Below are 20741 nucleotides of genomic sequence, written 5' to 3'. Positions count from 1 at the left end.
ATGATACAACACTGCCAACTGTTGAGTCAGTAACTTACATTCCGCAAACCCTGTTAATTTTGTGCACGGCACCATTTCTCAAAACCGGGGTCAGACCCCGGTTTCAGGAAACATTTCCGGAATCTGGGGTCTGACCCCGGTTTTATGCAACACGCGGAATCTGGGGTCTGACCCCGGTTTTATGCAACACGAACTGTTGTAAAAAATCCGGGGACTGTCCCTCCCAGGGGGACTGTCCCTGTTGTTTTTACGACAAACAAAAAGCCCGCCGGGCGGACCGGGCGGGCTTTTGGAGGAATGCCGTGGATCAGCGTGGCAGGACGGAGTGGCCCATCAGGTACTCGTCCACCGCGCGGGCGCACTGGCGGCCTTCGCGGATGGCCCACACGACCAGCGACTGGCCGCGGCGGATGTCGCCGGCGGCGAAGATGCCGGGCTTGCTGGTGACGTAGGCATTGCTGCCTTCGGTGGCGGCGCGGGCATTGCCGCGGCCGTCTTTTTCGATGCCGAAGGCTTCCAGCACCTGTTGCACCGGCGAGACAAAGCCCATCGCCAGCAGCACCAGGTCGGCCTTCATCTCGAATTCCGAATCCGGCACTTCGGCCATCTTGCCGTCTTTCCACTCGACGCGGCAGGCGACCAGCTTCTCGACTTTGCCGTTCTTGCCTTCCAGGCGCTTGGTGGCCACCGCCCAGTCGCGCTCGCAACCTTCTTCGTGCGACGACGAGGTGCGCAGCTTGGTCGGCCAATACGGCCACACCAGCGGCTTGTTTTCCTGTTCCGGCGGCATCGGCATCAGTTCGAACTGCGTGATGGCCGCGGCGCCGTGGCGGTTCGACGTGCCCACGCAGTCGGAACCCGTATCGCCGCCACCGATCACGACCACGTGCTTGCCGGTGGCCTTGATCTGGTCTTTCACCTTGTCGCCGGCGTTGACCTTGTTCTGCAGCGGCAGGAAGTCCATCGCGAAGTGGACACCCTTCAGTTCGCGGCCCGGCACCGGCAGGTCACGCGGCTGTTCCGCGCCACCGGCGATCACCACGGCGTCGAATTCCTTTTCCAGGTCTTCCGGGAAGATGGTTTCCTTGGCCCAGTTGTTCACGTTGGCGGGGAAATCCTTGCCCACCAGCGTGTTCATGCGGAATTTCACGCCTTCCGCTTCCATCTGTTCGATGCGGCGGTCGATGTGGAACTTTTCCAGCTTGAAGTCGGGGATGCCGTAGCGCAGCAGGCCGCCGGCGCGGTCCGACTTCTCGAACACGGTCACGTCATGGCCGGCGCGCGCCAGCTGCTGGGCAGCCGCCAGGCCGGCAGGACCGGAACCGATGATGGCCACTTTCTTGCCCGTCTTGTGGTCGGCCGGCTGCGGCTTGACCCAGCCGTGTTCCCAGCCTTCGTCGATGATCTTGTGCTCGATCGACTTGATGCCCACCGGGTCGTTGTTGATGCCCAGCGTGCAGGCGCTTTCGCACGGCGCCGGGCAGATACGGCCGGTGAACTCCGGGAAGTTGTTGGTCGAGTGCAGCACGTCCAGCGCCTGGCGGTAGTGGTGGCGGTACACCAGGTCGTTCCAGTCGGGGATGATGTTGTTGACCGGGCAGCCCGTGTTGCAGAACGGGATGCCGCAATCCATGCAGCGTGCGCCCTGCACCTTGGCCTGCTCGTCCGTCAGCTTGAGCACGAACTCCTTGTAGTTCTTCAGGCGCGATTCCGGGGCCAGGTAGCTTTCGTCCTGGCGCTGGAATTCCATGAAACCGGTGATTTTTCCCATTTTCTCTAATTCCTAACTGATTGGCGCGATTACGCGGCGATGGCCTGGGTTTCAGCTTCGATCGAGGCGTTATCCGCCAGTTCGACCAGAGCGCGCTTGTATTCGTTCGGGAACACTTTCACGAACTTGCCACGGCTTTCGGCCCAGTTATCCAGCAGCAGGCGGGCGCGCGTGCTGCCGGTGTGCTTGAAGTGGCGTTCGATCAGGCGCTTCAGGATCGCTTCGTCCGATTCCGGCGTGCCGTTGCGATGCTGGGCGTGCCAGGTCGACTTGTCGTCGTGGTCGGCGGCCGGCAGCACTTCTTCCAGGCTGACCATCGACAGGTTGCAGCGCTTCTCGAAATCGCCGTCCGGGTCGTACACGTAGGCGATACCGCCCGACATGCCCGCCGCGAAGTTGCGGCCCGTGTGGCCCAGCACGACCACGGTACCGCCGGTCATGTATTCGCAACCGTGGTCGCCCGTGCCTTCGACGACGGCCGTGGCACCCGAGTTACGCACCGCGAAACGTTCGCCTGCCACGCCGTTGAAGAAGGCTTCGCCGGCGATCGCGCCGTACAGCACCGTGTTGCCGATGATGATGTTGTTGACGGCCCAGCCGCGGAACTCGGTATTCGGACGCACGATGATGCGGCCGCCCGACAGGCCCTTGCCCACGTAGTCGTTGCCTTCACCCACCAGGTCGATCGTGATGCCATGCGCCAGGAATGCGCAGGCCGACTGGCCGGCGGTACCCTGCAGCTGGATGTGGATCGTGTCGTCCGGCAGGCCGGCGTGGCCGTAGCGCGCCGCCACTTCACCGGACAGCATCGTGCCCACGGTGCGGTTGCGGTTCTTCACCGGCGAGATGAACGATACGCGTTCGCCCTTCTCCAGCGCGGCCTTGGCTTGCGCGATCAGCTTGTGATCGAGCGCGTTTTCCAGGCCGTGCTCCTGCTCTTCGTTGTGGTACATGCACAGGCCTTCGTTGACCCGCGGCTGGTAGAAGATGGCGGAGAAGTCCAGGCCCTGCGCCTTCCAGTGCGTGATCGCCTTCGACTTGTCCAGCAGGTCGGAACGGCCGATCAGTTCATCGTACGTGCGGATGCCCAGCTGCGCCATCAGTTGACGCGCTTCCTCGGCAACGAAGAAGAAGTAGTTCACCACGTGTTCCGGCTTGCCCTGGAACTTGGCGCGCAGCACCGGGTCCTGCGTGGCCACGCCCACCGGGCAGGTGTTCAGGTGGCACTTGCGCATCATGATGCAGCCTTCGACGACCAGCGGCGCGGTGGCGAAGCCGATTTCGTCGGCGCCCAGCAGCGCGGCGATGACCACGTCGCGGCCGGTACGCATCTGGCCGTCGGCCTGCACGCGGATCCGGTTGCGCAGGCCGTTCAGCACCAGCGTTTGCTGAGTCTCTGCGAGGCCCAGCTCCCACGGCGTGCCGGCATGCTTCACAGACGACAGCGGCGAGGCGCCGGTACCGCCGTCATGGCCGGCCACCACCACGTGGTCCGCCTTGGCTTTCGAGACGCCGGCGGCCACGGTGCCGATACCCACTTCCGACACCAGCTTCACGGAGATCGAAGCGCGCGGGTTCACGTTCTTCAGGTCGTGGATCAGCTGCGCCAGGTCTTCGATCGAGTAGATGTCGTGGTGCGGCGGCGGCGAGATCAGGCCGACACCCGGCACCGCGAAACGCAGCGTGGCGATGTAGCCCGACACCTTGTGGCCCGGCAGCTGGCCGCCTTCGCCCGGCTTGGCGCCCTGCGCCATCTTGATCTGGATCTGGTCCGCGGAATTCAGGTATTCCGCCGTCACGCCGAAGCGGCCGGACGCCACCTGCTTGATCTTCGAGCGCAGCGAGTCGCCTTCCAGCAGCGGAATGTCGACCACGACCTGGTCCTTGCCGATGACATCGGCCATCGTCGCGCCCTGCTTGATCGGGATGCCTTTCAGCTCGGCCTTGAAGCGGTTCGGATCTTCGCCGCCTTCGCCCGTGTTCGACTTGCCGCCGATACGGTTCATGGCGATCGCCAGCGTGGCGTGCGCCTCGGTGGAGATGGAACCCATCGACATGGCGCCGGTGGCGAAACGCTTGACGATCTCCTTGGCCGGCTCGACTTCTTCCAGCGGGATCGCCTTCGACGGATCGATCTTGAACTCGAACAGGCCGCGCAGCGTCAGGTGGCGGCGGCTCTGGTCGTTGATGATCTGCGCGTACTCTTTATAGGTGTTGAAGTTGTTGGCGCGGGTCGAGTGCTGCAGCTTGGCGATCGCGTCCGGCGTCCACAGGTGGTCTTCGCCGCGCACGCGGTAGGCGTATTCGCCGCCCGCATCCAGCGACTCGGCCAGCACCGGGTCGTTGCCGAAGGCCAGGTTATGCAGGCGCAGCGCCTCGTCGGCGATCTCGAACAGGCCGATACCTTCCACGTTCGACGCGGTGCCCTTGAAGTACTTCTGCACGACCGCCTTGTTCAGGCCCACCGCTTCGAAGATCTGCGCGCCGCAGTACGACATATAGGTGGAGATGCCCATCTTCGACATCACCTTCATCAGGCCCTTCCCGACCGCTTTGGTGTAGTTGTACAGCGCGGTTTCCGGCGTCAGGTCGCCCGGCATCGCGTGGGCCATCTCGGCCAGCGTTTCCATTGCCAGGTACGGGTGCACGGCTTCGGCGCCATAGCCCGCCAGCAGCGCGAAGTGGTGCGTTTCGCGGGCCGAACCGGTTTCCACGACCAGGCCGGTGGAAGCGCGCAGGCCCTTGCTGACCAGGTGCTGGTGGATCGCGGACGTTGCCAGCAATGCCGGGATCGCCACGCGGTCGGCGCACACGGCGCGGTCGGACACGATCAGGATGTTATGGCCGGACTTGATCGCGTCGACGGCTTCCGCACACAGCGATGCCAGCGACGCTTCCACGCCTTCCTTGCCCCAGGCCAGCGGGTAGCAGATCGACAGTTCGTACGACTTGAACTTGCCGCCGGTGTGGCCGCTGATGTGGCGCAGGCGCGCCATGTCGTCGAACGACAGCACCGGCTGCGACACTTCGAGGCGCATCGGCGGGTTGACGTTGTTGGTGTCCAGCAGGTTCGGTTTCGGGCCGATGAACGACACCAGCGACATCACCATCGCTTCGCGGATCGGGTCGATCGGCGGGTTGGTCACCTGGGCGAACAGCTGCTTGAAGTAGTTATACAGCGGCTTGAGCTTGTTGGACATGACGGCCAGCGGCGAGTCGTTGCCCATCGAACCGGTGGCTTCTTCACCGGCGGCGGCCATCGGCGCCAGCAGGAAACGCAGGTCTTCCTGGGTGTAGCCGAACGCCTGCTGGCGGTCCAGCAGCGATGCCGGCAGCTTTTCACCCTGGGCCGTGTACTTGGCGGCGTTCTGGTGCAGCTGGCTTTCAGCCAGTTTCAGGCTGTTCAGCTTGATACGGACAGCGTTGATCCATGCCTTGTACGGCTTGGCGTTGGCGTACGTATCCTTCAGCTCCTTGTCGTCGATGATGCGGCCGGCTTCCAGGTCGATCAGGAACATCTTGCCCGGCTGCAGGCGCCATTTCTGGATGATCTTCGATTCCGGGATCGGCAGCACGCCCGATTCGGATGCCATCACCACCAGGTCGTCATCCGTGACGATGTAGCGGGCCGGGCGCAGGCCATTGCGGTCCAGCGTGCCGCCGATGTAGCGGCCGTCGGTGAAGGCCATCGCGGCGGGGCCGTCCCACGGCTCCATCATCGCGGCGTGGTATTCGTAGAACGCCTTGCGGTTGTCGTCCATCAGCGTGTGGTTTTCCCACGCTTCCGGGATCATCATCATCATCGCTTGCGCCAGCGGGTAGCCCGCCATCAGCAGCAGTTCCAGCGCGTTGTCGAAGCAGGCGGTGTCGGACTGGCCTTCATAGATCAGCGGGAACAGCTTCTGCAGGTCGTCGCCCAGCACGGCGGACTTCATCACGCCTTCGCGGGCGCGCATCCAGTTGAAATTGCCCTTGACCGTGTTGATCTCGCCGTTGTGCGCGATCAGGCGGTACGGGTGAGCCAGCGGCCATTCCGGGAAGGTGTTCGTGGAGAAGCGCTGGTGCACCAGTGCCAGCGCGGAGATGCAGCGCGGATCCTGCAGGTCGCGGTAGTACACGCCGACCTGGTCGGCCAGCAGCAGACCCTTGTAGACGACCGTGCGGGCCGACATCGACGGCACGAAGAATTCGTTACCGTGCTGCAGCTTCAGCGCCTGGATCGCGTGGCCGGACGACTTGCGGATCACGTAGAGCTTGCGTTCCAGTGCATCGGTCACCATGATGTCGGCGCCGCGGCCGATGAAGATCTGGCGGATCACCGGCTCTTTCGCACGCACCAGCGGCGACATCGGCATTTCCGTATCGACCGGCACGTTGCGCCAGCCCAGCACGACCTGGCCTTCGATGCGCACGGCGCGCTCGATTTCCTGTTCGCATGCGATGCGCGACGCGCTTTCCTTCGGCAGGAACACCATGCCCACGCCGTATTCACCCGGCGGCGGCAGTTCCACGCCCTGCTTGCCCATCTCGTCGCGGTAGAACTGGTCCGGGATCTGGATCAGGATGCCGGCACCGTCGCCCATCAGCTTGTCGGCACCCACGGCGCCGCGGTGGTCGATGTTCTTCAGGATCTGCAGACCCTGTTCGATGATCGAATGGCTTTTCTGGCCTTTGATATGGGCTACGAAGCCGACACCGCAGGCATCGTGTTCGTTGGCTGGGTCGTACAAACCTTGCGCGTTCATGGGCACTTTCTCCGAAGCAGAGAGCCGTGAACACCTACCGTGGCGGGTACGCATGGCTCCGGTTTTGCAAATTGAAAACCGAGAATAGTGCATCGCACAAGTAAACTCAACTTAATTAATTAGGGTCGGAGTCAAATTAATTGCACTATTCTTGCGCAAAATTTTAATTAGGGACAGAGTGGGAGACATGAACAAAGATTGCTCGCCCCGGGAAATTTGACTAGCTGAAAGGCAAAAGTTGCTAAAAAACGGGGGTGGAGCAGGGGTTTCGCGAAGCATGCTTCGCGCCTGCGTAACGGTGCAGGCCTGCGAGCCTGCACTCCTCCCTGTCCCCGAATATTGGCAACATCTTTCGAATCAATGCATTAGCGTTAACGGGTGCTGCTGGGCTGGTTGCTAAACAACCGAAGAGGAAGCTACCGTGGGTTTCAAGCCGATGGTGGCTGTTTGAACGGCCGACCGCGCTTGGCTGGCAGGACTTGCCGCTTGGCCTTCTGCTCCAGTTCCTTCTTGTACTTGTCGGTGCCCAGCGGCCACCCTTTCAGCACGGCGGCTTCGACAACGGCGATCTGCGCGGCAGGCAGATGCTGCGCGGACAGCTCGATATAAGCCGCCTCCCGCTGGAACGGCGTATTGCCGAGCGACCAGTAAGACGGATGATCGGTGACGACGTTGTCCGACCGGACGCCCGCATGGTGGCCGTAGCTGGACCATGGGTACTCCTCCGCCGCGCCCGCCACGCCGGCACGGACCGGGGCAGCCTCGAGGTAGCGGCAGCAGGTCAGCAGGAAGTTGTCGGCATCGATGACCGAAGTCTTGTAACGCCCGTGCCACAGGGTGCCGGCGCGGCCGTATTTCTGGTTGAAGTAAGGCACATAGCAGCGGCCCAGCCATTGCATCATCTGGCCCAGCCCTTCCTCGTCGGAGGGCGTGGCCAGCAGGTGCAGCCCGTCCGGCAGCAGCACGTAGGCGTGGATGGCGACCTTGTAGGTCCGGGCTGCGGCGCGCAGCCAGGCGAGGAAGGTCGTGTAATCGTCCGTATCCTGGAAGATGCGCTGGCCGTTCAGGCCACGCTGGATGACGTAATGGGGCTGGGAAGGAACGATGAGTCGGGGCAGGCGGGCCATACCAGGGAAGGAAATCGGTGAAAACCGCCATGATACGCCGGCGGCAATCACACTGTCCCTGATTGTTTACGGAAACTGAAATTTCCCGCTGGCTCTGTCCCTATTAGTGCTTAAGACAAATTGAAACTGGTCGACAGGCTGTACCCCTCGCCATATGCGCTGCGCAGCGGCAGGTCCTGCCCCAGCCCGGTACGTGCCTTCTTGCGCAGCCGGTACACCAGCATGTCCACGCGGCGCCCGGCATCCGGATCGTCGCCACCAATGCCGGCCACGATGACCTGCCGCGGCACGGGCCGCGTATTGATCGTCAGCAGGTGCAGGAAATTGCATTCCTTTTCCGTCAGCGTGATCGCCTGGCCCTGCAGTTCGAGCTGGCGGGCCGCCAGGCGCAGGGTCCACTTGCTGGGCGCGGGCGCCGTTTCCTGCGGGCCGACACGACGGTCCAGCGCCTCGATATGGGCAGCCAGTTCGGGAAACTTGATGGGCTTGGTCAGGTAGTGGTCGGCCCCCAGGCGCAGGCCGAGGATGCGGCTGTCGAAATTGACCCGTCCCGTGAGCACAAGCAAGCCGATCTGGGGGTACAATTGGCGCATCCTCGGTATCACATTGATACCGTCCTCGTCGGGAAGACCAAGGTCCAGCACGACGACGCCGACATTACCCTGGCTCAACGCGGACCACATCTCGCCCGCGTTGCTGGTAATGCTGACACCGTGTCCTAATTCCCCCAGGTAATCCGCCATTTCTTCGGCGTATTCCAGGTTGTCTTCCACGATCAATATCTGCGTCATCGATGGCCATTTAATGTTGTTTCGTTACTCAAAGAATTATCACGGGAGTAACGATCCGGTGCAAGGTTTATACAGCAACCGGAAGCCAAATCCGGAACTTCTTGCCGCTTTCCGGCAAGTTTTGCACGCTGAGCGTGCCACCGTGCACTTCAATCACCGCTTTGGCCATGTATAAGCCAATGCCGGACCCGGCGATGCCCACCGCCGCAATGCCCCGGTAACCCTTGTCGAACAGCCGGGCGATTTCCCCTTCCGGTATCGGCGGGCCCCGATCGGCAACGGTGAATTCGATCCCGCCACCGTCCGCCTTGCCGGCCCACAATTCGATGGGCGACCCCGGCGGCGTGTACTTGATGGCATTGTCCAGGAGCACGTCGAGGCACATGCGCATGCCTTCCGGGTCGGCGCGCACCCATGCCGGCGCATCGCCGCCGTGCACGGCGATGCCGGGCCGGCGCACGCGGGCATGCGCGGCCGCCGCTTCCAGCAAAGCCGCCGGCTCGATGCCATTCTCGCGCTGCCGGCGCCCGATGGCCGCCAGCCGTTCCGGCGACAGGTATTCGTCGACCATGCCGAGCAGCCGGTCCACCGCGGTCTGGATCTTGTGATAGCGCTTCGTGGTGCCTTCATCGGCACCCTTGTCCGTCATCACCAGGCGCTGGATGGCACCATCGATGGTGGCCAGCGGTGAACGGAATTCGTGCGACAGCATCGACGCGAACTGTTTTTGCTGGTGTTCGAAAGCGCGGCGCGCGCTGATGTCGCGCGCCACGCCGACCAGCCGTCGTTCGTCCACCAGCGTGGATTCGATCTCCACGGCAATACCTTCCAGTTCCGCTTCGCGCAGCACGGTGTGGCGGGTACCGTCGCCCTGCCGGAAACGCGCCAGCCGCTCCGGCAAGTCGTGCAGCAGCGGCGCGGCAATGGCCTGCGCACGCTCCAGCACCTGCTCCGGCGACCAGCCGAAGCGCCGTGCGGCAACCGGGCTGACGTACAGCAGCTGCCCGGTCACACAGTCGAGCATCCAGTGGATGTCGGTGCCATGCTCGAGCAACAGCTGGTAGTCAGCTTTTTCCATGGCCGGCCGTCAGTCGACCAGCGGTGCGAAGATCTGCTGCAGGTCTTCCTGCGTCAGCGCCATTTTCTGCGACTCCCCTTCGGCCAGCACCGATTGCGCCAGGTCGGCCTTCTTCTGCTGCAGCACCTGGATCTTTTCTTCCAGCGTGCCCTTGGCAATCAGTTTATAGACGAACACCGGCTTGTCCTGCCCGATACGCCAGGCGCGGTCGGTGGCCTGCTGTTCGGCCGCCGGATTCCACCAAGGATCGTAGTGGATCACGGTATCGGCCGCGGTCAGGTTCAGGCCGACACCGCCCGCCTTCAGGCTGATCAGGAAGATCGGCACGGCGCCCTGCTGGAACGCGGCCACCTGGGCGCCGCGGTCGCGCGTTTCGCCGGTCAGCAACGCATACGGGATATCGCGCGAATCCAGTTCTTCCTGGATCAGCTCCAGCATCGACGTGAACTGCGAGAACACGAGGATCTTGCGCTTTTCTTCCAGCAAGTCTTCCAGCATCTGCATCAGGTCGGCCAGCTTGGCGGACCCGGCGGCCTGCTGCTTGCGGGTCGACAACGTTTTGACCAGCCGCGGATCGCAGCACACCTGCCGCAGCTTCAGCAGCGCTTCCAGGATGACGATCTGGCTGCGCGCCACGCCCTTGCGGTCGATTTCCTCGCGCACTTTCTGGTCCATCGCCAGCCGCACGGTTTCGTACAGGTCGCGCTGGGCGCCGGTCAGCTCGACCTTGCGCACCATTTCCGTCTTCGGCGGCAGTTCCTTGGCCACGCTGTCCTTGGTGCGGCGCAGCAGGAACGGCTTGATCCGGCGATTGAGCAACATCCGGCGCAACGGGTCGTCCTGCCGCTCGATCGGGTGGCGGAATTGCGAATTGAACGCTTTTTCATCGCCCAGCAAGCCCGGCAGCAGGAAGTGGAACTGCGACCACAGTTCGCCCAGGTGATTTTCCAGCGGCGTGCCGGACAGGCACAGCCGGTGCTTGGTGCGCAGCAGGCTGGCGCTTTGCGCCGCCTTCGAACGGGTGTTCTTGATGTAATGCGATTCGTCCAGGATCACCATGTGGAAATCGTGCTCGCGCAGTTTTTCCTCGTCGCGCGGCAGCAGCGCATACGTGGTCAGCACCAGGTCCGCTTCCGGGATCTTGTCGAACAGCTCGGCGCGGTCCTTGCCCTGCAGCAGCAGCACCTTCAGGCTGGGCGCGAAGCGGGCTGTCTCGTCCTGCCAGTTGCCCATCAGCGAGGTGGGCGCGATCACCAGTGTCGGGTGCGTCATCCGCCCCGATTCCTTTTCCACCAGGATGTGCGCCAGCGTCTGCACTGTCTTGCCGAGACCCATGTCGTCGGCCAGGATGCCGGCCAGCCCGTACTCGCGCAGGAATTGCATCCACGACAAGCCTTCGGTCTGGTAATCGCGCAGCGTGGCTTGCAGGCCGGCCGGGGTGGCCACCCGCTTGACCGACGAGAACTGGTTCAGCCGGCGCCCCATGTCCCGCAACTCTTCGCCGCCCGTCCAGTTGAACTCGCCCGTGCGGGACAGTTCGTCCAGCCGCGCCGCGTCCAGCGTGCTCATGCGAACGCTGTGGCGGATCTTGTCGTTGAAGTACAGTTCGCCCAGCGTGCCCAGGATCGGTTTCACGCGGGCCCAGGGCAGCGCCACGCGGGTGCCGCCGGGCAGCGTGGCCAGCATCTGGTCCGTTTCGCCGTGCATGGACAGCGCCTTGGCGCTGAAATCGTTCGGCATGTTGCGGATCATCTGCACCAGCACCGGCAGCAGTGGCACGCGTTCGTCGTTCACGGTGATGCCCAGCTCCAGCTCGAACCACGCATGGCCCGTTTCCGCGCCCTCTTCCTCGATCTCGGCATACCACTCGTCGACCGCCGTCACGTCATAGCGGTATTTCGATGTCTTCTCGACTTGCCAGCCTTCCGCCTGCAGCGCTTCGATGCCGGATTCGGCGAAGCGGATCCAGTCGGCCTGGCTGGCCAGCAGCAGGCCGCCGCGCACGGACGACAGCGGCAAGGCGGTCGGCTTGCGGAAACCCAGGTGGGTCAGCGTGTCGAGCGCGGCATTTTCCAGCGCCTCGTTGCGGACGATGATCTCGGTCACTTCGCCGCGCTGGCGCACCACGCGCTGCGATGGATCGAACGACACGCGCTCGCCATCGTAGTCATAGGACAGCACCGCGTAGTCGTGCCATTTCTGCACCGACCCGTCGGACAGCTGCGCCGCGTCGAGCACCAGGATCGGCCGCGGCCGGACATCTTCGCGCAAGCGCTGCGGCAAGGGCTGCGGCAGCGGCATCAATTGCTGCAAGCCATGGGCCAGCAGCAGTTGCGACACGCGCATTTTGTCATTCGGCATCAGCAATGGCGCCTGAGCAACCAAAGCCTGCAGTTCGGCCAGCGGAATGTCGGCGCCGCCCTGGTTCAGGTTCAGCACGCCGCACGACAGGTTGTCGATATACCACGGCGGTTCGGTGGGCAGCATGTAGTCGATCTGGTCGGCACCGGGGTGGCGCGCGCCGCCGGGCGCATGCTCGGGTGCCTCCACTTTCCAGCCCAGCCGCAAGCCCTTGCCTTCCTCGCGCCAGGCCAGGTTGGCGGTGCGCGCCTGGCCGGCCTTCATCGGGTAGACGAGGCCATTGCCGACGTCCGCCCAGGAGTTTGCCCACAGCAATTTTTCCTGCTCGGACAGCATCTGCAGCAGTGCCGCGCCGATCTTGCCGCGCGGTTCGGTGGCGCTGCCGGTCGGCGAATTCGGGCCGGTGCGCATGGCCACGAAGAAGCGCACCAGGTCTTCATCGCCCGGTTCCAGGAACGGCGGGGGTGCCGACAGCAGCGAAAACACTTCATTGACGGGGCTGGCGGCAGCCACGTCGCCGTTCGGGCGCAGCCGCGCCTTGTACAGTGCCAGCGCCACATGGCGGCCGCCGGACGTGGGGGCGAGCACGTAGATCAGCTTGTAGCTGGTCTGCTTCGGATCGGGATCGACCGGGGCCAGTTTTGCTTTCGGGTGCGCGGCCGCGTCGACCCGCTGCAACCAGATGGCAACCGCGTACGGCAGCTGGGTTGCCGGCGGGCTGGGGGGAGCGGAGGCAGGGGCAGCAGGAGTTGCAGGAGCTTCGTCGCGGGTCAAATCCATTGGTCGCATCGGTGTATTCAGGACGGTTCAAAAACAGCAACATGCAATATTATCCGCCAACAGCCTTTCTGTGTTTGCTTATGTTCTAACTTATCGGCGCAAGTCCCGTGGCGCGGTGGCGTCATGTATCATCAAAGGCTTGTCTGTTGAGAATAGAACACATGCTGCCTTCCATCGAACAACGCCTGGCCGCCGAGCTGGCCGCCAAGCCGGCCCAGGTGGCCGCCGCGATCGCCCTGCTGGACGAGGGCGCCACTGTCCCCTTCATTGCCCGCTACCGCAAGGAAGCCACCGGCGGGCTCGACGATATCCAGCTGCGCCTGCTCGAAGAGCGCCTGCGCTACCTGCGCGAGCTGGAAGACCGCCGCGAAGCCATCGTGGCGTCGATCACCGAGCAGAACAAGATGACGCCGGCATTGCTCGACGCCATCCTGCACGCGGAAGACAAGACCCGGCTGGAAGACCTGTACCTGCCCTACAAGCAGAAGCGCCGCACCAAGGCCCAGATCGCCATCGAGGCGGGCCTGGCACCGCTGGCCGACAGCCTGCTGGCCGATCCCGCCCTGGATCCGGAAAGCGTGGCCGCCCAGTACCTGCGCGAAGCCTTCACGACGCCGGACGGCAACAACCCCGGCGTGGCCGATACCAAGGCGGCACTCGATGGCGCCCGCCAGATCCTGATGGAGCGCTTCGCCGAAGACGCGAACCTGGTGCAATCGCTGCGCGAATACGTGCAGGAACATGGCGTGGTGGAATCGAAAGTTATCGAAGGAAAACAGGATGAAGGCGAGAAGTTCGCCGACTACTTCGCTTACTCGGAGCCGCTGTCCACCGTGCCGTCGCACCGTGCGCTGGCCCTGATGCGGGGCCGCCGCGAAGGCGTGCTGGACGTGACGCTGCGCCTGGATACCGAAGCGGAAAAGCCGAAATGGGATGCCCCGCACAACCCGTGCGAAAGCCGCATCGCCGCCCGCTTCGGCATCAAGGCCGCCGGCCGCCCCGCGGACAAATGGCTGACCGACACCGTGCGCTGGACGTGGCGCGTGAAAAGCTTCATGCACCTGGAAACCGAATTGATGGGCGCGCTGCGCGAAAAGGCCGAGCTCGATGCCATCAATGTGTTCGCCACCAACCTGAAAGCCCTGCTGCTGGCGGCGCCGGCCGGCCCGCGCGCGACGATGGGCCTGGACCCGGGCTTGCGCACCGGCGTGAAGGTGGCGGTGGTCGACGCCACCGGCAAGGTCGTCGATACCGCCACCGTGTACCCGCACCAGCCGCGCAACGACTGGGAAGGCACGCTGCATACGCTGGGCCAGCTGGCGGCGAAGCACAATGTGTCGCTGATTTCGATCGGCAACGGCACCGCGTCGCGTGAAACGGACAAGCTGGCGCAGGACCTGATCAAGCGCCGGCCCGAGCTGAACATGACGAAGATCGTCGTTTCCGAAGCGGGTGCGTCGGTGTATTCGGCATCGGAATTCGCCTCGCGCGAATTGCCGGACATGGACGTCTCGCTGCGCGGCGCCGTCTCGATCGCGCGCCGCCTGCAGGATCCGCTGGCCGAACTGGTCAAGATCGATCCCAAGTCGATTGGCGTGGGGCAATACCAGCATGACGTAAGCCAGACGCAACTGGCGCGCACGCTCGATGCCGTGGTCGAGGATTGCGTGAACGCCGTGGGCGTGGACGTGAACACCGCCTCGGCGCCGCTGCTGGCGCGGGTCTCGGGCCTGTCCGCCGGCGTGGCGCAGAGCATTGTCAGCTACCGCGACCTGAAAGGTGCCTTCACGTCGCGCGCGGCGCTGAAGAAAGTACCCCGGCTGGGCGACAAGACGTTCGAGCAGGCGGCCGGCTTCCTGCGCGTGATGAATGGCGACAACCCGCTGGATGCCTCGGCCGTGCACCCGGAATCCTATCCGGTAGTCGAAAAGATCCTGGCCGATATCAAGAAGGATATCAAGTCCGTCATCGGCGCCAGCTCGGTGCTGAAGACCCTGTCGCCGGCCCGGTATGCCGATGAAAAATTCGGCGTGCCCACGGTGACGGATATCCTGAAAGAACTGGAAAAGCCGGGCCGCGACCCGCGCCCCGAGTTCACCACCGCTACCTTCAAGGAAGGCGTGGAAGAAATCGCCGACCTGCGGCCGGACATGATCCTGGAAGGCGTGGTCACCAACGTGGCCGCGTTCGGCGCCTTCGTCGACATCGGCGTGCACCAGGATGGCCTGGTGCATATCTCGGCGCTGTCGAACAGCTTCGTGAAAGACCCGCACACAGTGGTGAAGGCGGGCCAGGTGGTCAAGGTGAAGGTGCTGGAGGTGGACGTGAAGCGCAAGCGCATCGCCCTCACCATGCGCCTGTCGGACAGCGCGCCGGCGCCGGGTTCCCGCCCGGAACAGCGCGCCGGCAGCCAGGAAGATCGCCGCAACGACCGCCGCGCCATGGGCCAGCAGCAAAAGAATGGGGCGCGCGAGCCGGCCATGGGCGGCTCGATGGCGGCCGCCTTTGCCAAGCTGCGCGGCTAATGGGGCAAGACACCACCGGGCGCCGCCCTCCCGGCGGCGCCGTCAGGAATCTTTCACGCTGAGCAACCGGCCCGCCACCCGGGCCAGCGCGTACAGCGCCAGCGACATCACGGCCGAAGAGCAGATCAGCACGCTGGCCCAGGCCAGTTCGTCCAGCTGGCGCAGCGCCAGCGTACCGCTGACCAATGGCGGCACCTGGATGCCGGCGATGATCAGCATGGCGATGGCCTGGCGGCGATAGGCGCTCACGCGGGCCGGCGCGTGCGTGAAGATGTCGCGTGCCTCGCCTTTCGGTGCGCGCCACAGCATCCAGCTCATCGAGTGGCCGGCCAGTTTCCAGCCGGCGGCGGTGGGCGCTTCCGCATAGTGGGGGTCTTCGATTTCCCGGGTGGAGGCAAAGTCGATCCGGTAGTCGTAAGGCTCGGGCAGATCGGTGCGAAAGGTGTAGATGCCGAACGGCGCCACCGATTCCAGGTGCCGGCCCTGGGCCGACTGGCTCTCCAGCCAGCGTTCGATGCGCTCGGGATGCCATGCGGCGCCCAGCTTGACTTTCCTGACCCGCCTGTTGCCCTGCTCCACTTCCATCCCGCGATCCTCCTGTCATGCCTTCGAGAGCGCTACCAGCGGATTATGGTAGCACGGTGGCAACTGTGCACCGCAGCACAAAAAGCTACAGTGCGTTGGCGGCACGGTATGGGCGGCGGCCCTGGTACCGTGCGGGGCACCGGCGCGGCGCGGCGGCTTTCCGCCACACGGCCGCGGCCTGCAGCGGGCACGGGAATCCCTGTAAAATGCCGGTGTTCCGATATTTTCGTTTTTTTCTTATTGAGGCAGCTATGAGCGACGTACAACAGTGGATCAAGGAAACCGTGACCAGCACTCCGGTAGTGCTGTTCATGAAAGGCACCGCGCAATTCCCGCAATGCGGTTTCTCCGGCCGCGCGATCCAGATCCTGAAGGCATGCGGCGTCGAGAACATCGCCACCGTCAACGTGCTGGAAGATGGTGAAGTGCGCCAGGGCATCAAGGAATACTCGAACTGGCCGACCATTCCGCAGCTGTACGTGCGCGGCGAATTCGTCGGCGGTTCGGACATCATGAGCGAGATGTACGAGTCGGGTGAGTTGAAGAAGCTGCTGGACAACAACGGCTAAGCACCCATGACCGGGCGCGCGCGGCGGATCGTCGTCGCCATCACGGGCGCCACCGGCGCCGTGTATGGCGTCCGGTTATTGCAGACACTGCAAACGCTTCCAGGCGTCGAATCCCACCTGGTGATTTCGGACGCCGCCATCCTGACCCTGCACGAAGAAACGGGCCTGGCACGGCGCGATGTGGAAGCGCTCGCCCATGTGGTGCACAAGGCCCATAACGTGGGTGCCTCGATCGCCAGCGGCTCGTTCCTGACCGATGCGATGGTGATCGCACCCTGTTCCATGAAAACGCTGGCCGCCGTGGCGCATGGCCTGGCGGACAACCTGGTGGCGCGGGCCGCGGATGTGATGTTGAAGGAGCGCCGCCGGCTGGTGCTGATGGTCCGCGAGACGCCGTTCAACCTGGCGCACCTGCGCAACATGACAACTGTCACGGAAATGGGCGGTATCGTGTTTCCGCCGCTGCCGGCCTTTTATCACCGTCCGCAAACGATCGACGACCTCGTCGACCACACGGTGGCACGCGTGCTCGACCTGATCGGGCTGGAAACGGCAGGCAGCGCGGCGCCGCGCTGGAACGGCCTGGGCGGCTGAAGGCGGCTCTAAGGCTCTAAGGCTCTAAGCGGCAACAGGTGCCGACGCAGGCTGGCCGGACTCAAGCTACCCGGAATCAAGCTTCCTGGAATAAAGCTGTGCGGAATTAACTTCCAACATCAGGCCGCCCGGCAATCAGGCGCCCGACATCAAACTGCCCGGGAACACGGTGTCCCAGGCAATCCCGCTGGATTACTTCGGATAGTTGACCCGCACGAGCATGCGGATGAATTCGCGCGCGATCTGGCGGTGATGTTCGTCGAGGCGCTGCAAGTCCGCGATCAGTTTCACGTCGGCCGATTCGAAACGCGACGGACCATTGCCGCCTTCGCCTGCCGGTGCGGCCGATTCCGGTCCGCCGAAACGCAGCCATTCCGCCGGCACACCCAGCCACTGCGCGATCATCCGGAGCTTTTCCTGCGTGGGGATCGCCTCGCCGACCAGCCACTTGCGCGCGGCATGCACGGTAATCGGGCGCCCTTCGAACCGGATGTTGAATTCCCGCGCCAGCCGTGTCGGGCTGTCCGGGGAGTAGTGGGCGTTTTTCAGAGCCTGCTGGAGCCGCTGGCTGAAGCTTTCGCGTTCATTCAAAGAATTCATAGTTGCACTATTTCACGTCACGATCTGAAAGTCAGTCTCAAGTGCGCTCAGACCAAATGTGACAAAATCGGGGTGGATACAATTAACATTGTAACCTCCAATCAATCACCGATTCCAGCCCTCAGCAACAATCAATGCAACATTTTGCGTATTTGTTGCACGATTGCATGTACCCATGATCTTTCGGCTGACGCCCTTGTTTGTCTCGACAGACACAACAGTTTATTTTATGCAACTACGAGGATGAGCCAAAAGAGAGGAGTGGTTACAGCCACTTCCTCTACCAGTTCATCCCTTGTGAGGCCTTATCTGATTTTGCTGCGATGACCGCTACTTTGTTAGTAGCAGGTACGAAAGTGTATGATGCCGCCACTATCCGTTTCACGGCGCACGATACCGTCTCGCCATAATTTGTGGAGGTGGGCGAGCGCTTCGCCCAGCGCAAAGCTGAGCATGTGAGCATCCAGCGGGCGCCGGAACATCAGGGGGACGATGTCCGCGGCCGTGCAGGGCGAGGCGCACGCGGCCACGACTTCTTCGAGCCGCGCGGCGTGGTGGTCGCGCAACTGCGCGATGCGCGTGTGCACGCCGCGGAATGGTTTGCCGTGCGCCGGCAGGACCAGCACATCGTCCGGCAGGTCGGCGAAGCGCTCCAGCGAATCCAGGTATTGCTGCAGTGGATTGCCTTCCGGCTCGATGGCGAATACCGACACATTGGTGGAAATCCGGGGCAGCACCATGTCGCCGGCGATCAGCACGTTCAGCGCGGCGCAATACAGCGAAGCGTGTTCGGGCGAATGGCCGAAACCGGTGATGACGCGCCAAGCATGGCCGCCAATCTCCACCTGGTGGCCATGCTCCAGCCGGTAGTATGAATGGGGCACGGACGGCACCAGCGATGGATAGTAATTCTTGCGGCTCTGCATTTTCTCCAGCATGTCCGGATCGGCCAGGCCGTGGCGCCGGAAGTGCTCCACCGCGCCGGTGCCGTCGACACCGGGCAGCGCGGCCGCCATCATCCGCGCGAAGCCGTACTCGCCGGCCGTCATCGCCAGCGGCGCGTTCCAGCGGGTGCACAGCCAGTCGGCCAGCCCCACATGGTCGGGATGGCAATGCGTGACGAGCACGCGGGCCAGCGGCTTGCCGCCGAAATGGCGCGCCATCACCGCTTCCCACCCGGCGCGGCTGTCCTCCGTGGCGGCGCCGCAATCGACCACGGTATACGTGTCGCCCGCGTCATCGAGCAGCCACAGGTTGATGTGATCCAGCGCGAACGGCAGCGGCAGCCGCAGCCAGCGGATACCCGGAGCGATGGCGAGGGCGTCGCCGGGCGCCGGCACGCTGTCGCCGAACGGGTAATGGAGCTGGGCTTCGAGGGGGTTCATCGATTCTCCAAAGGCGCGGTGCGCTACAATGTCCGGTACGCATTGACGTAACGTAAACGGAAGTCACTGATTGTAAGCCATGTCCACCTATACCATTACCGAGCTGGCGCGCGAATTCGATATCACGCCCCGGGCCATCCGCTTCTATGAAGACCAGGGCATCCTTGCGCCGTCCCGCGAAGGCGCCGGCGGCCGCAACCGCGTGTACACGCCGCGCGACCGCACCCGGCTCAAGCTCACGCTGCGGGGCAAGCGTCTCGGGCTGTCCCTGTCCGAGATCAAGAGCCTGGTCGACATGTATGAAACGCCGAAGGATACCGCGGCGCAGATGCACCGGTTCCTCACCGTGCTGGCGCAGCACCGCGAAACGCTGGAACAGCAGCGCGAGGATATCGAGATGTCGCTGGCCGAGATCGCTTCACACGAGGAAGAATGCCGGCGCTTGCTGGCGGCGCAGGAAAACGGCGAGCGGCTGGAGGCTAACGGCTGAGCTCGCGGGGCCACAAGGCCCTTGCCTGCGCGGCGCTTTACGTTTACGTTAACGTAACTGAGCGTAACTGAGCGTAACAGGCACATAGTCGACGCAAAATCCGAGCACGGTTGCGCGGTTTCGCCATTTCAAAACTACAGAAGACGAGGAAGACATGCTGCATCTCCCAGGCCTGACCTTTGACCATGGCGAGGATATCGCCGCGCTGCGCGAAGCCGTGCAGCAATTCGCCGCGGCGGAAATCGCCCCGCGCGCCGCGGAAATCGACCGCACCGACCAGTTCCCGATGGACCTGTGGCGCAAGATGGGCGAGCTGGGCTTGCTCGGCATTACCGTCGGCGAGGAATACGGCGGCGCCGGCATGGGCTACCTGGCCCATATCGTGGCCATGGAAGAGATTTCCCGTGCTTCCGCCTCAGTGGGGCTGTCGTATGGCGCCCACTCGAACCTGTGCGTCAACCAGATCAAGCGCAACGGCAATGAAGCGCAAAAGCGCAAGTACCTGCCCAGGCTGATCTCGGGCGAGCATATCGGCGCGCTGGCGATGTCCGAGCCGAACGCGGGTTCCGACGTGGTCAGCATGAAGCTGCGCGCCGACCGCAAGGGCGACCATTACGTGCTGAACGGCACCAAGATGTGGATCACCAACGGCCCGGATGCGGACACGCTGGTCGTCTACGCGAAGACCGACCTGGCGGCGGGGCCGCGCGGCATGACCGCGTTCCTGATCGAAAAGGGCTTCAAGGGCTTCTCGATCGCGCAAAAGCTCGACAAGCTGGGCATGCGCGGCTCGCATACGGGGGAACTGGTGTTCGAGGACTGCGAGGTGCCGGCCGAGAACGTGCTCGGCGGCGAAGGCAAGGGCGTCAACGTGCTGATGTCCGGCCTGGATTTCGAGCGCACCGTGCTGTCCGGCGGGCCGCTGGGCATCATGCAGGCCTGCATGGATGCCGTGGTGCCCTACGTGCACGACCGCAAGCAGTTCGGCCAGGCGATCGGCGAGTTCCAGCTGATGCAGGGAAAACTGGCGGACATGTATTCCACCATGATGGCATGCAAGGCTTATGTGTACGCGGTGGGCCAGGCCTGCGACCGCGCGGTGTCGCCGGAACAGGTGCGCGCGCTGCGCAAGGATGCCGCCGGCGCGATCCTGTACAGCGCCGAGAAGGCCACGTGGATGGCCGGCGAGGCGATCCAGGCCCTGGGTGGCAATGGCTACATCAACGAATACCCGGTGGGACGGTTGTGGCGCGACGCGAAGCTCTACGAAATCGGCGCGGGCACCAGCGAAATCCGCCGGATGCTGATCGGCCGCGAACTGTTCGCGGAAACCATGTAGT

At 63.7% G+C, this 20741-nt stretch carries 14 protein-coding genes; 5 read left to right on the top strand and 9 right to left on the bottom strand.

What is annotated here, in order from left to right:
* Nucleotides 1-307: 307 nt before the first annotated feature.
* The 6 genes from EYF70_RS29800 to EYF70_RS29775 form a co-directional block, all read right to left on the bottom strand.
* Nucleotides 308-1771, bottom strand: a complete 1464-nt coding sequence (locus EYF70_RS29800; RefSeq protein ID WP_131148610.1) for a glutamate synthase subunit beta — start codon at nt 1769-1771, stop codon at nt 308-310.
* Nucleotides 1772-1800: 29 nt separating this feature from the next.
* Complete coding sequence (locus tag EYF70_RS29795) at nt 1801-6516, bottom strand: glutamate synthase-related protein (protein ID WP_131148609.1); 4716 nt, start codon at nt 6514-6516, stop codon at nt 1801-1803.
* A 428-nt stretch (nt 6517-6944) separates the two neighbouring features.
* Entirely contained in the window at nt 6945-7643 is a 699-nt protein-coding gene (locus EYF70_RS29790) for a transposase (RefSeq protein ID WP_131148608.1), read from the bottom strand.
* Between the two features lie 110 nt (nt 7644-7753).
* Nucleotides 7754-8434, bottom strand: a complete 681-nt coding sequence (locus tag EYF70_RS29785; protein ID WP_131148607.1) for a response regulator transcription factor — start codon at nt 8432-8434, stop codon at nt 7754-7756.
* 67 nt (nt 8435-8501) lie between these two features.
* Nucleotides 8502-9512, bottom strand: a complete 1011-nt coding sequence (locus EYF70_RS29780) for a PAS domain-containing sensor histidine kinase (RefSeq protein ID WP_131148606.1) — start codon at nt 9510-9512, stop codon at nt 8502-8504.
* A gap of 9 nt (nt 9513-9521) precedes the next feature.
* Nucleotides 9522-12653 (bottom strand): DEAD/DEAH box helicase, encoded by a 3132-nt coding sequence (locus EYF70_RS29775; protein ID WP_131149427.1) that lies wholly within the window; start codon nt 12651-12653, stop codon nt 9522-9524.
* A 161-nt stretch (nt 12654-12814) separates the two neighbouring features.
* Here EYF70_RS29775 and EYF70_RS29770 point away from each other — a divergent pair, with 161 nt between their 5' ends.
* Nucleotides 12815-15178, top strand: a complete 2364-nt coding sequence (locus EYF70_RS29770; protein ID WP_131148605.1) for a Tex family protein — start codon at nt 12815-12817, stop codon at nt 15176-15178.
* A gap of 42 nt (nt 15179-15220) precedes the next feature.
* On the opposite strand, the gene EYF70_RS29765 is transcribed toward EYF70_RS29770, so the two are convergent.
* The gene (locus tag EYF70_RS29765; RefSeq protein ID WP_131148604.1) at nt 15221-15763 is read right to left on the bottom strand and encodes a DUF2812 domain-containing protein; all 543 of its coding nucleotides are present in this window, start codon (nt 15761-15763) and stop codon (nt 15221-15223) included.
* 251 nt (nt 15764-16014) lie between these two features.
* Here EYF70_RS29765 and grxD point away from each other — a divergent pair, with 251 nt between their 5' ends.
* Nucleotides 16015-16332: a Grx4 family monothiol glutaredoxin gene (grxD, locus tag EYF70_RS29760; protein ID WP_131148603.1), complete on the top strand. Its 318-nt coding sequence runs from the start codon at nt 16015-16017 to the stop codon at nt 16330-16332.
* A 6-nt stretch (nt 16333-16338) separates the two neighbouring features.
* Entirely contained in the window at nt 16339-16926 is a 588-nt protein-coding gene (locus EYF70_RS29755; RefSeq protein WP_131148602.1) for a UbiX family flavin prenyltransferase, read from the top strand.
* Between the two features lie 192 nt (nt 16927-17118).
* Here the strand turns inward: EYF70_RS29755 and EYF70_RS29750 are convergent, their stop codons facing one another.
* Both EYF70_RS29750 and EYF70_RS29745 read right to left on the bottom strand, forming a co-directional pair.
* The gene (locus EYF70_RS29750) at nt 17119-17526 is read right to left on the bottom strand and encodes a hypothetical protein (protein ID WP_131148601.1); all 408 of its coding nucleotides are present in this window, start codon (nt 17524-17526) and stop codon (nt 17119-17121) included.
* Nucleotides 17527-17864: 338 nt separating this feature from the next.
* The gene (locus EYF70_RS29745) at nt 17865-18911 is read right to left on the bottom strand and encodes an MBL fold metallo-hydrolase (RefSeq protein WP_131148600.1); all 1047 of its coding nucleotides are present in this window, start codon (nt 18909-18911) and stop codon (nt 17865-17867) included.
* 79 nt (nt 18912-18990) lie between these two features.
* Between EYF70_RS29745 and EYF70_RS29740 the strand changes: the two genes are divergently transcribed.
* A complete protein-coding gene (locus EYF70_RS29740; RefSeq protein WP_131148599.1) occupies nt 18991-19401 on the top strand; it encodes a MerR family transcriptional regulator in 411 nt (136 codons plus the stop codon).
* A gap of 154 nt (nt 19402-19555) precedes the next feature.
* Nucleotides 19556-20740, top strand: a complete 1185-nt coding sequence (locus EYF70_RS29735) for an isovaleryl-CoA dehydrogenase (RefSeq protein WP_131148598.1) — start codon at nt 19556-19558, stop codon at nt 20738-20740.
* The last annotated feature ends 1 nt before the right edge of the window (nt 20741 follow it).

The organism is Pseudoduganella albidiflava (assembly GCF_004322755.1).
Taxonomy (GTDB): domain Bacteria; phylum Pseudomonadota; class Gammaproteobacteria; order Burkholderiales; family Burkholderiaceae_D; genus Rugamonas; species Rugamonas albidiflava.
Note: the sequence above shows the minus strand (reverse complement) of the source record. Positions and strands in the feature narration are given on the sequence as shown.

What these genes read in the sequence shown, in the direction of transcription:
- EYF70_RS29745 (WP_131148600.1), bottom strand. Translation starts at nt 18,911, where the DNA reads ATGAACCCCCTCGAAGCCCAGCTCCATTACCCGTTCGGCGACAGCGTG.
- EYF70_RS29795 (WP_131148609.1), bottom strand. Translation starts at nt 6,516, where the DNA reads ATGAACGCGCAAGGTTTGTACGACCCAGCCAACGAACACGATGCCTGC.
- grxD (WP_131148603.1), top strand. Translation starts at nt 16,015, where the DNA reads ATGAGCGACGTACAACAGTGGATCAAGGAAACCGTGACCAGCACTCCG.
- EYF70_RS29750 (WP_131148601.1), bottom strand. Translation starts at nt 17,526, where the DNA reads ATGAATTCTTTGAATGAACGCGAAAGCTTCAGCCAGCGGCTCCAGCAG.
- EYF70_RS29735 (WP_131148598.1), top strand. Translation starts at nt 19,556, where the DNA reads ATGCTGCATCTCCCAGGCCTGACCTTTGACCATGGCGAGGATATCGCC.
- EYF70_RS29755 (WP_131148602.1), top strand. Translation starts at nt 16,339, where the DNA reads ATGACCGGGCGCGCGCGGCGGATCGTCGTCGCCATCACGGGCGCCACC.
- EYF70_RS29740 (WP_131148599.1), top strand. Translation starts at nt 18,991, where the DNA reads ATGTCCACCTATACCATTACCGAGCTGGCGCGCGAATTCGATATCACG.
- EYF70_RS29765 (WP_131148604.1), bottom strand. Translation starts at nt 15,763, where the DNA reads ATGGAAGTGGAGCAGGGCAACAGGCGGGTCAGGAAAGTCAAGCTGGGC.
- EYF70_RS29800 (WP_131148610.1), bottom strand. Translation starts at nt 1,771, where the DNA reads ATGGGAAAAATCACCGGTTTCATGGAATTCCAGCGCCAGGACGAAAGC.
- EYF70_RS29790 (WP_131148608.1), bottom strand. Translation starts at nt 7,643, where the DNA reads ATGGCCCGCCTGCCCCGACTCATCGTTCCTTCCCAGCCCCATTACGTC.
- EYF70_RS29775 (WP_131149427.1), bottom strand. Translation starts at nt 12,653, where the DNA reads ATGGATTTGACCCGCGACGAAGCTCCTGCAACTCCTGCTGCCCCTGCC.
- EYF70_RS29770 (WP_131148605.1), top strand. Translation starts at nt 12,815, where the DNA reads ATGCTGCCTTCCATCGAACAACGCCTGGCCGCCGAGCTGGCCGCCAAG.
- EYF70_RS29785 (WP_131148607.1), bottom strand. Translation starts at nt 8,434, where the DNA reads ATGACGCAGATATTGATCGTGGAAGACAACCTGGAATACGCCGAAGAA.
- EYF70_RS29780 (WP_131148606.1), bottom strand. Translation starts at nt 9,512, where the DNA reads ATGGAAAAAGCTGACTACCAGCTGTTGCTCGAGCATGGCACCGACATC.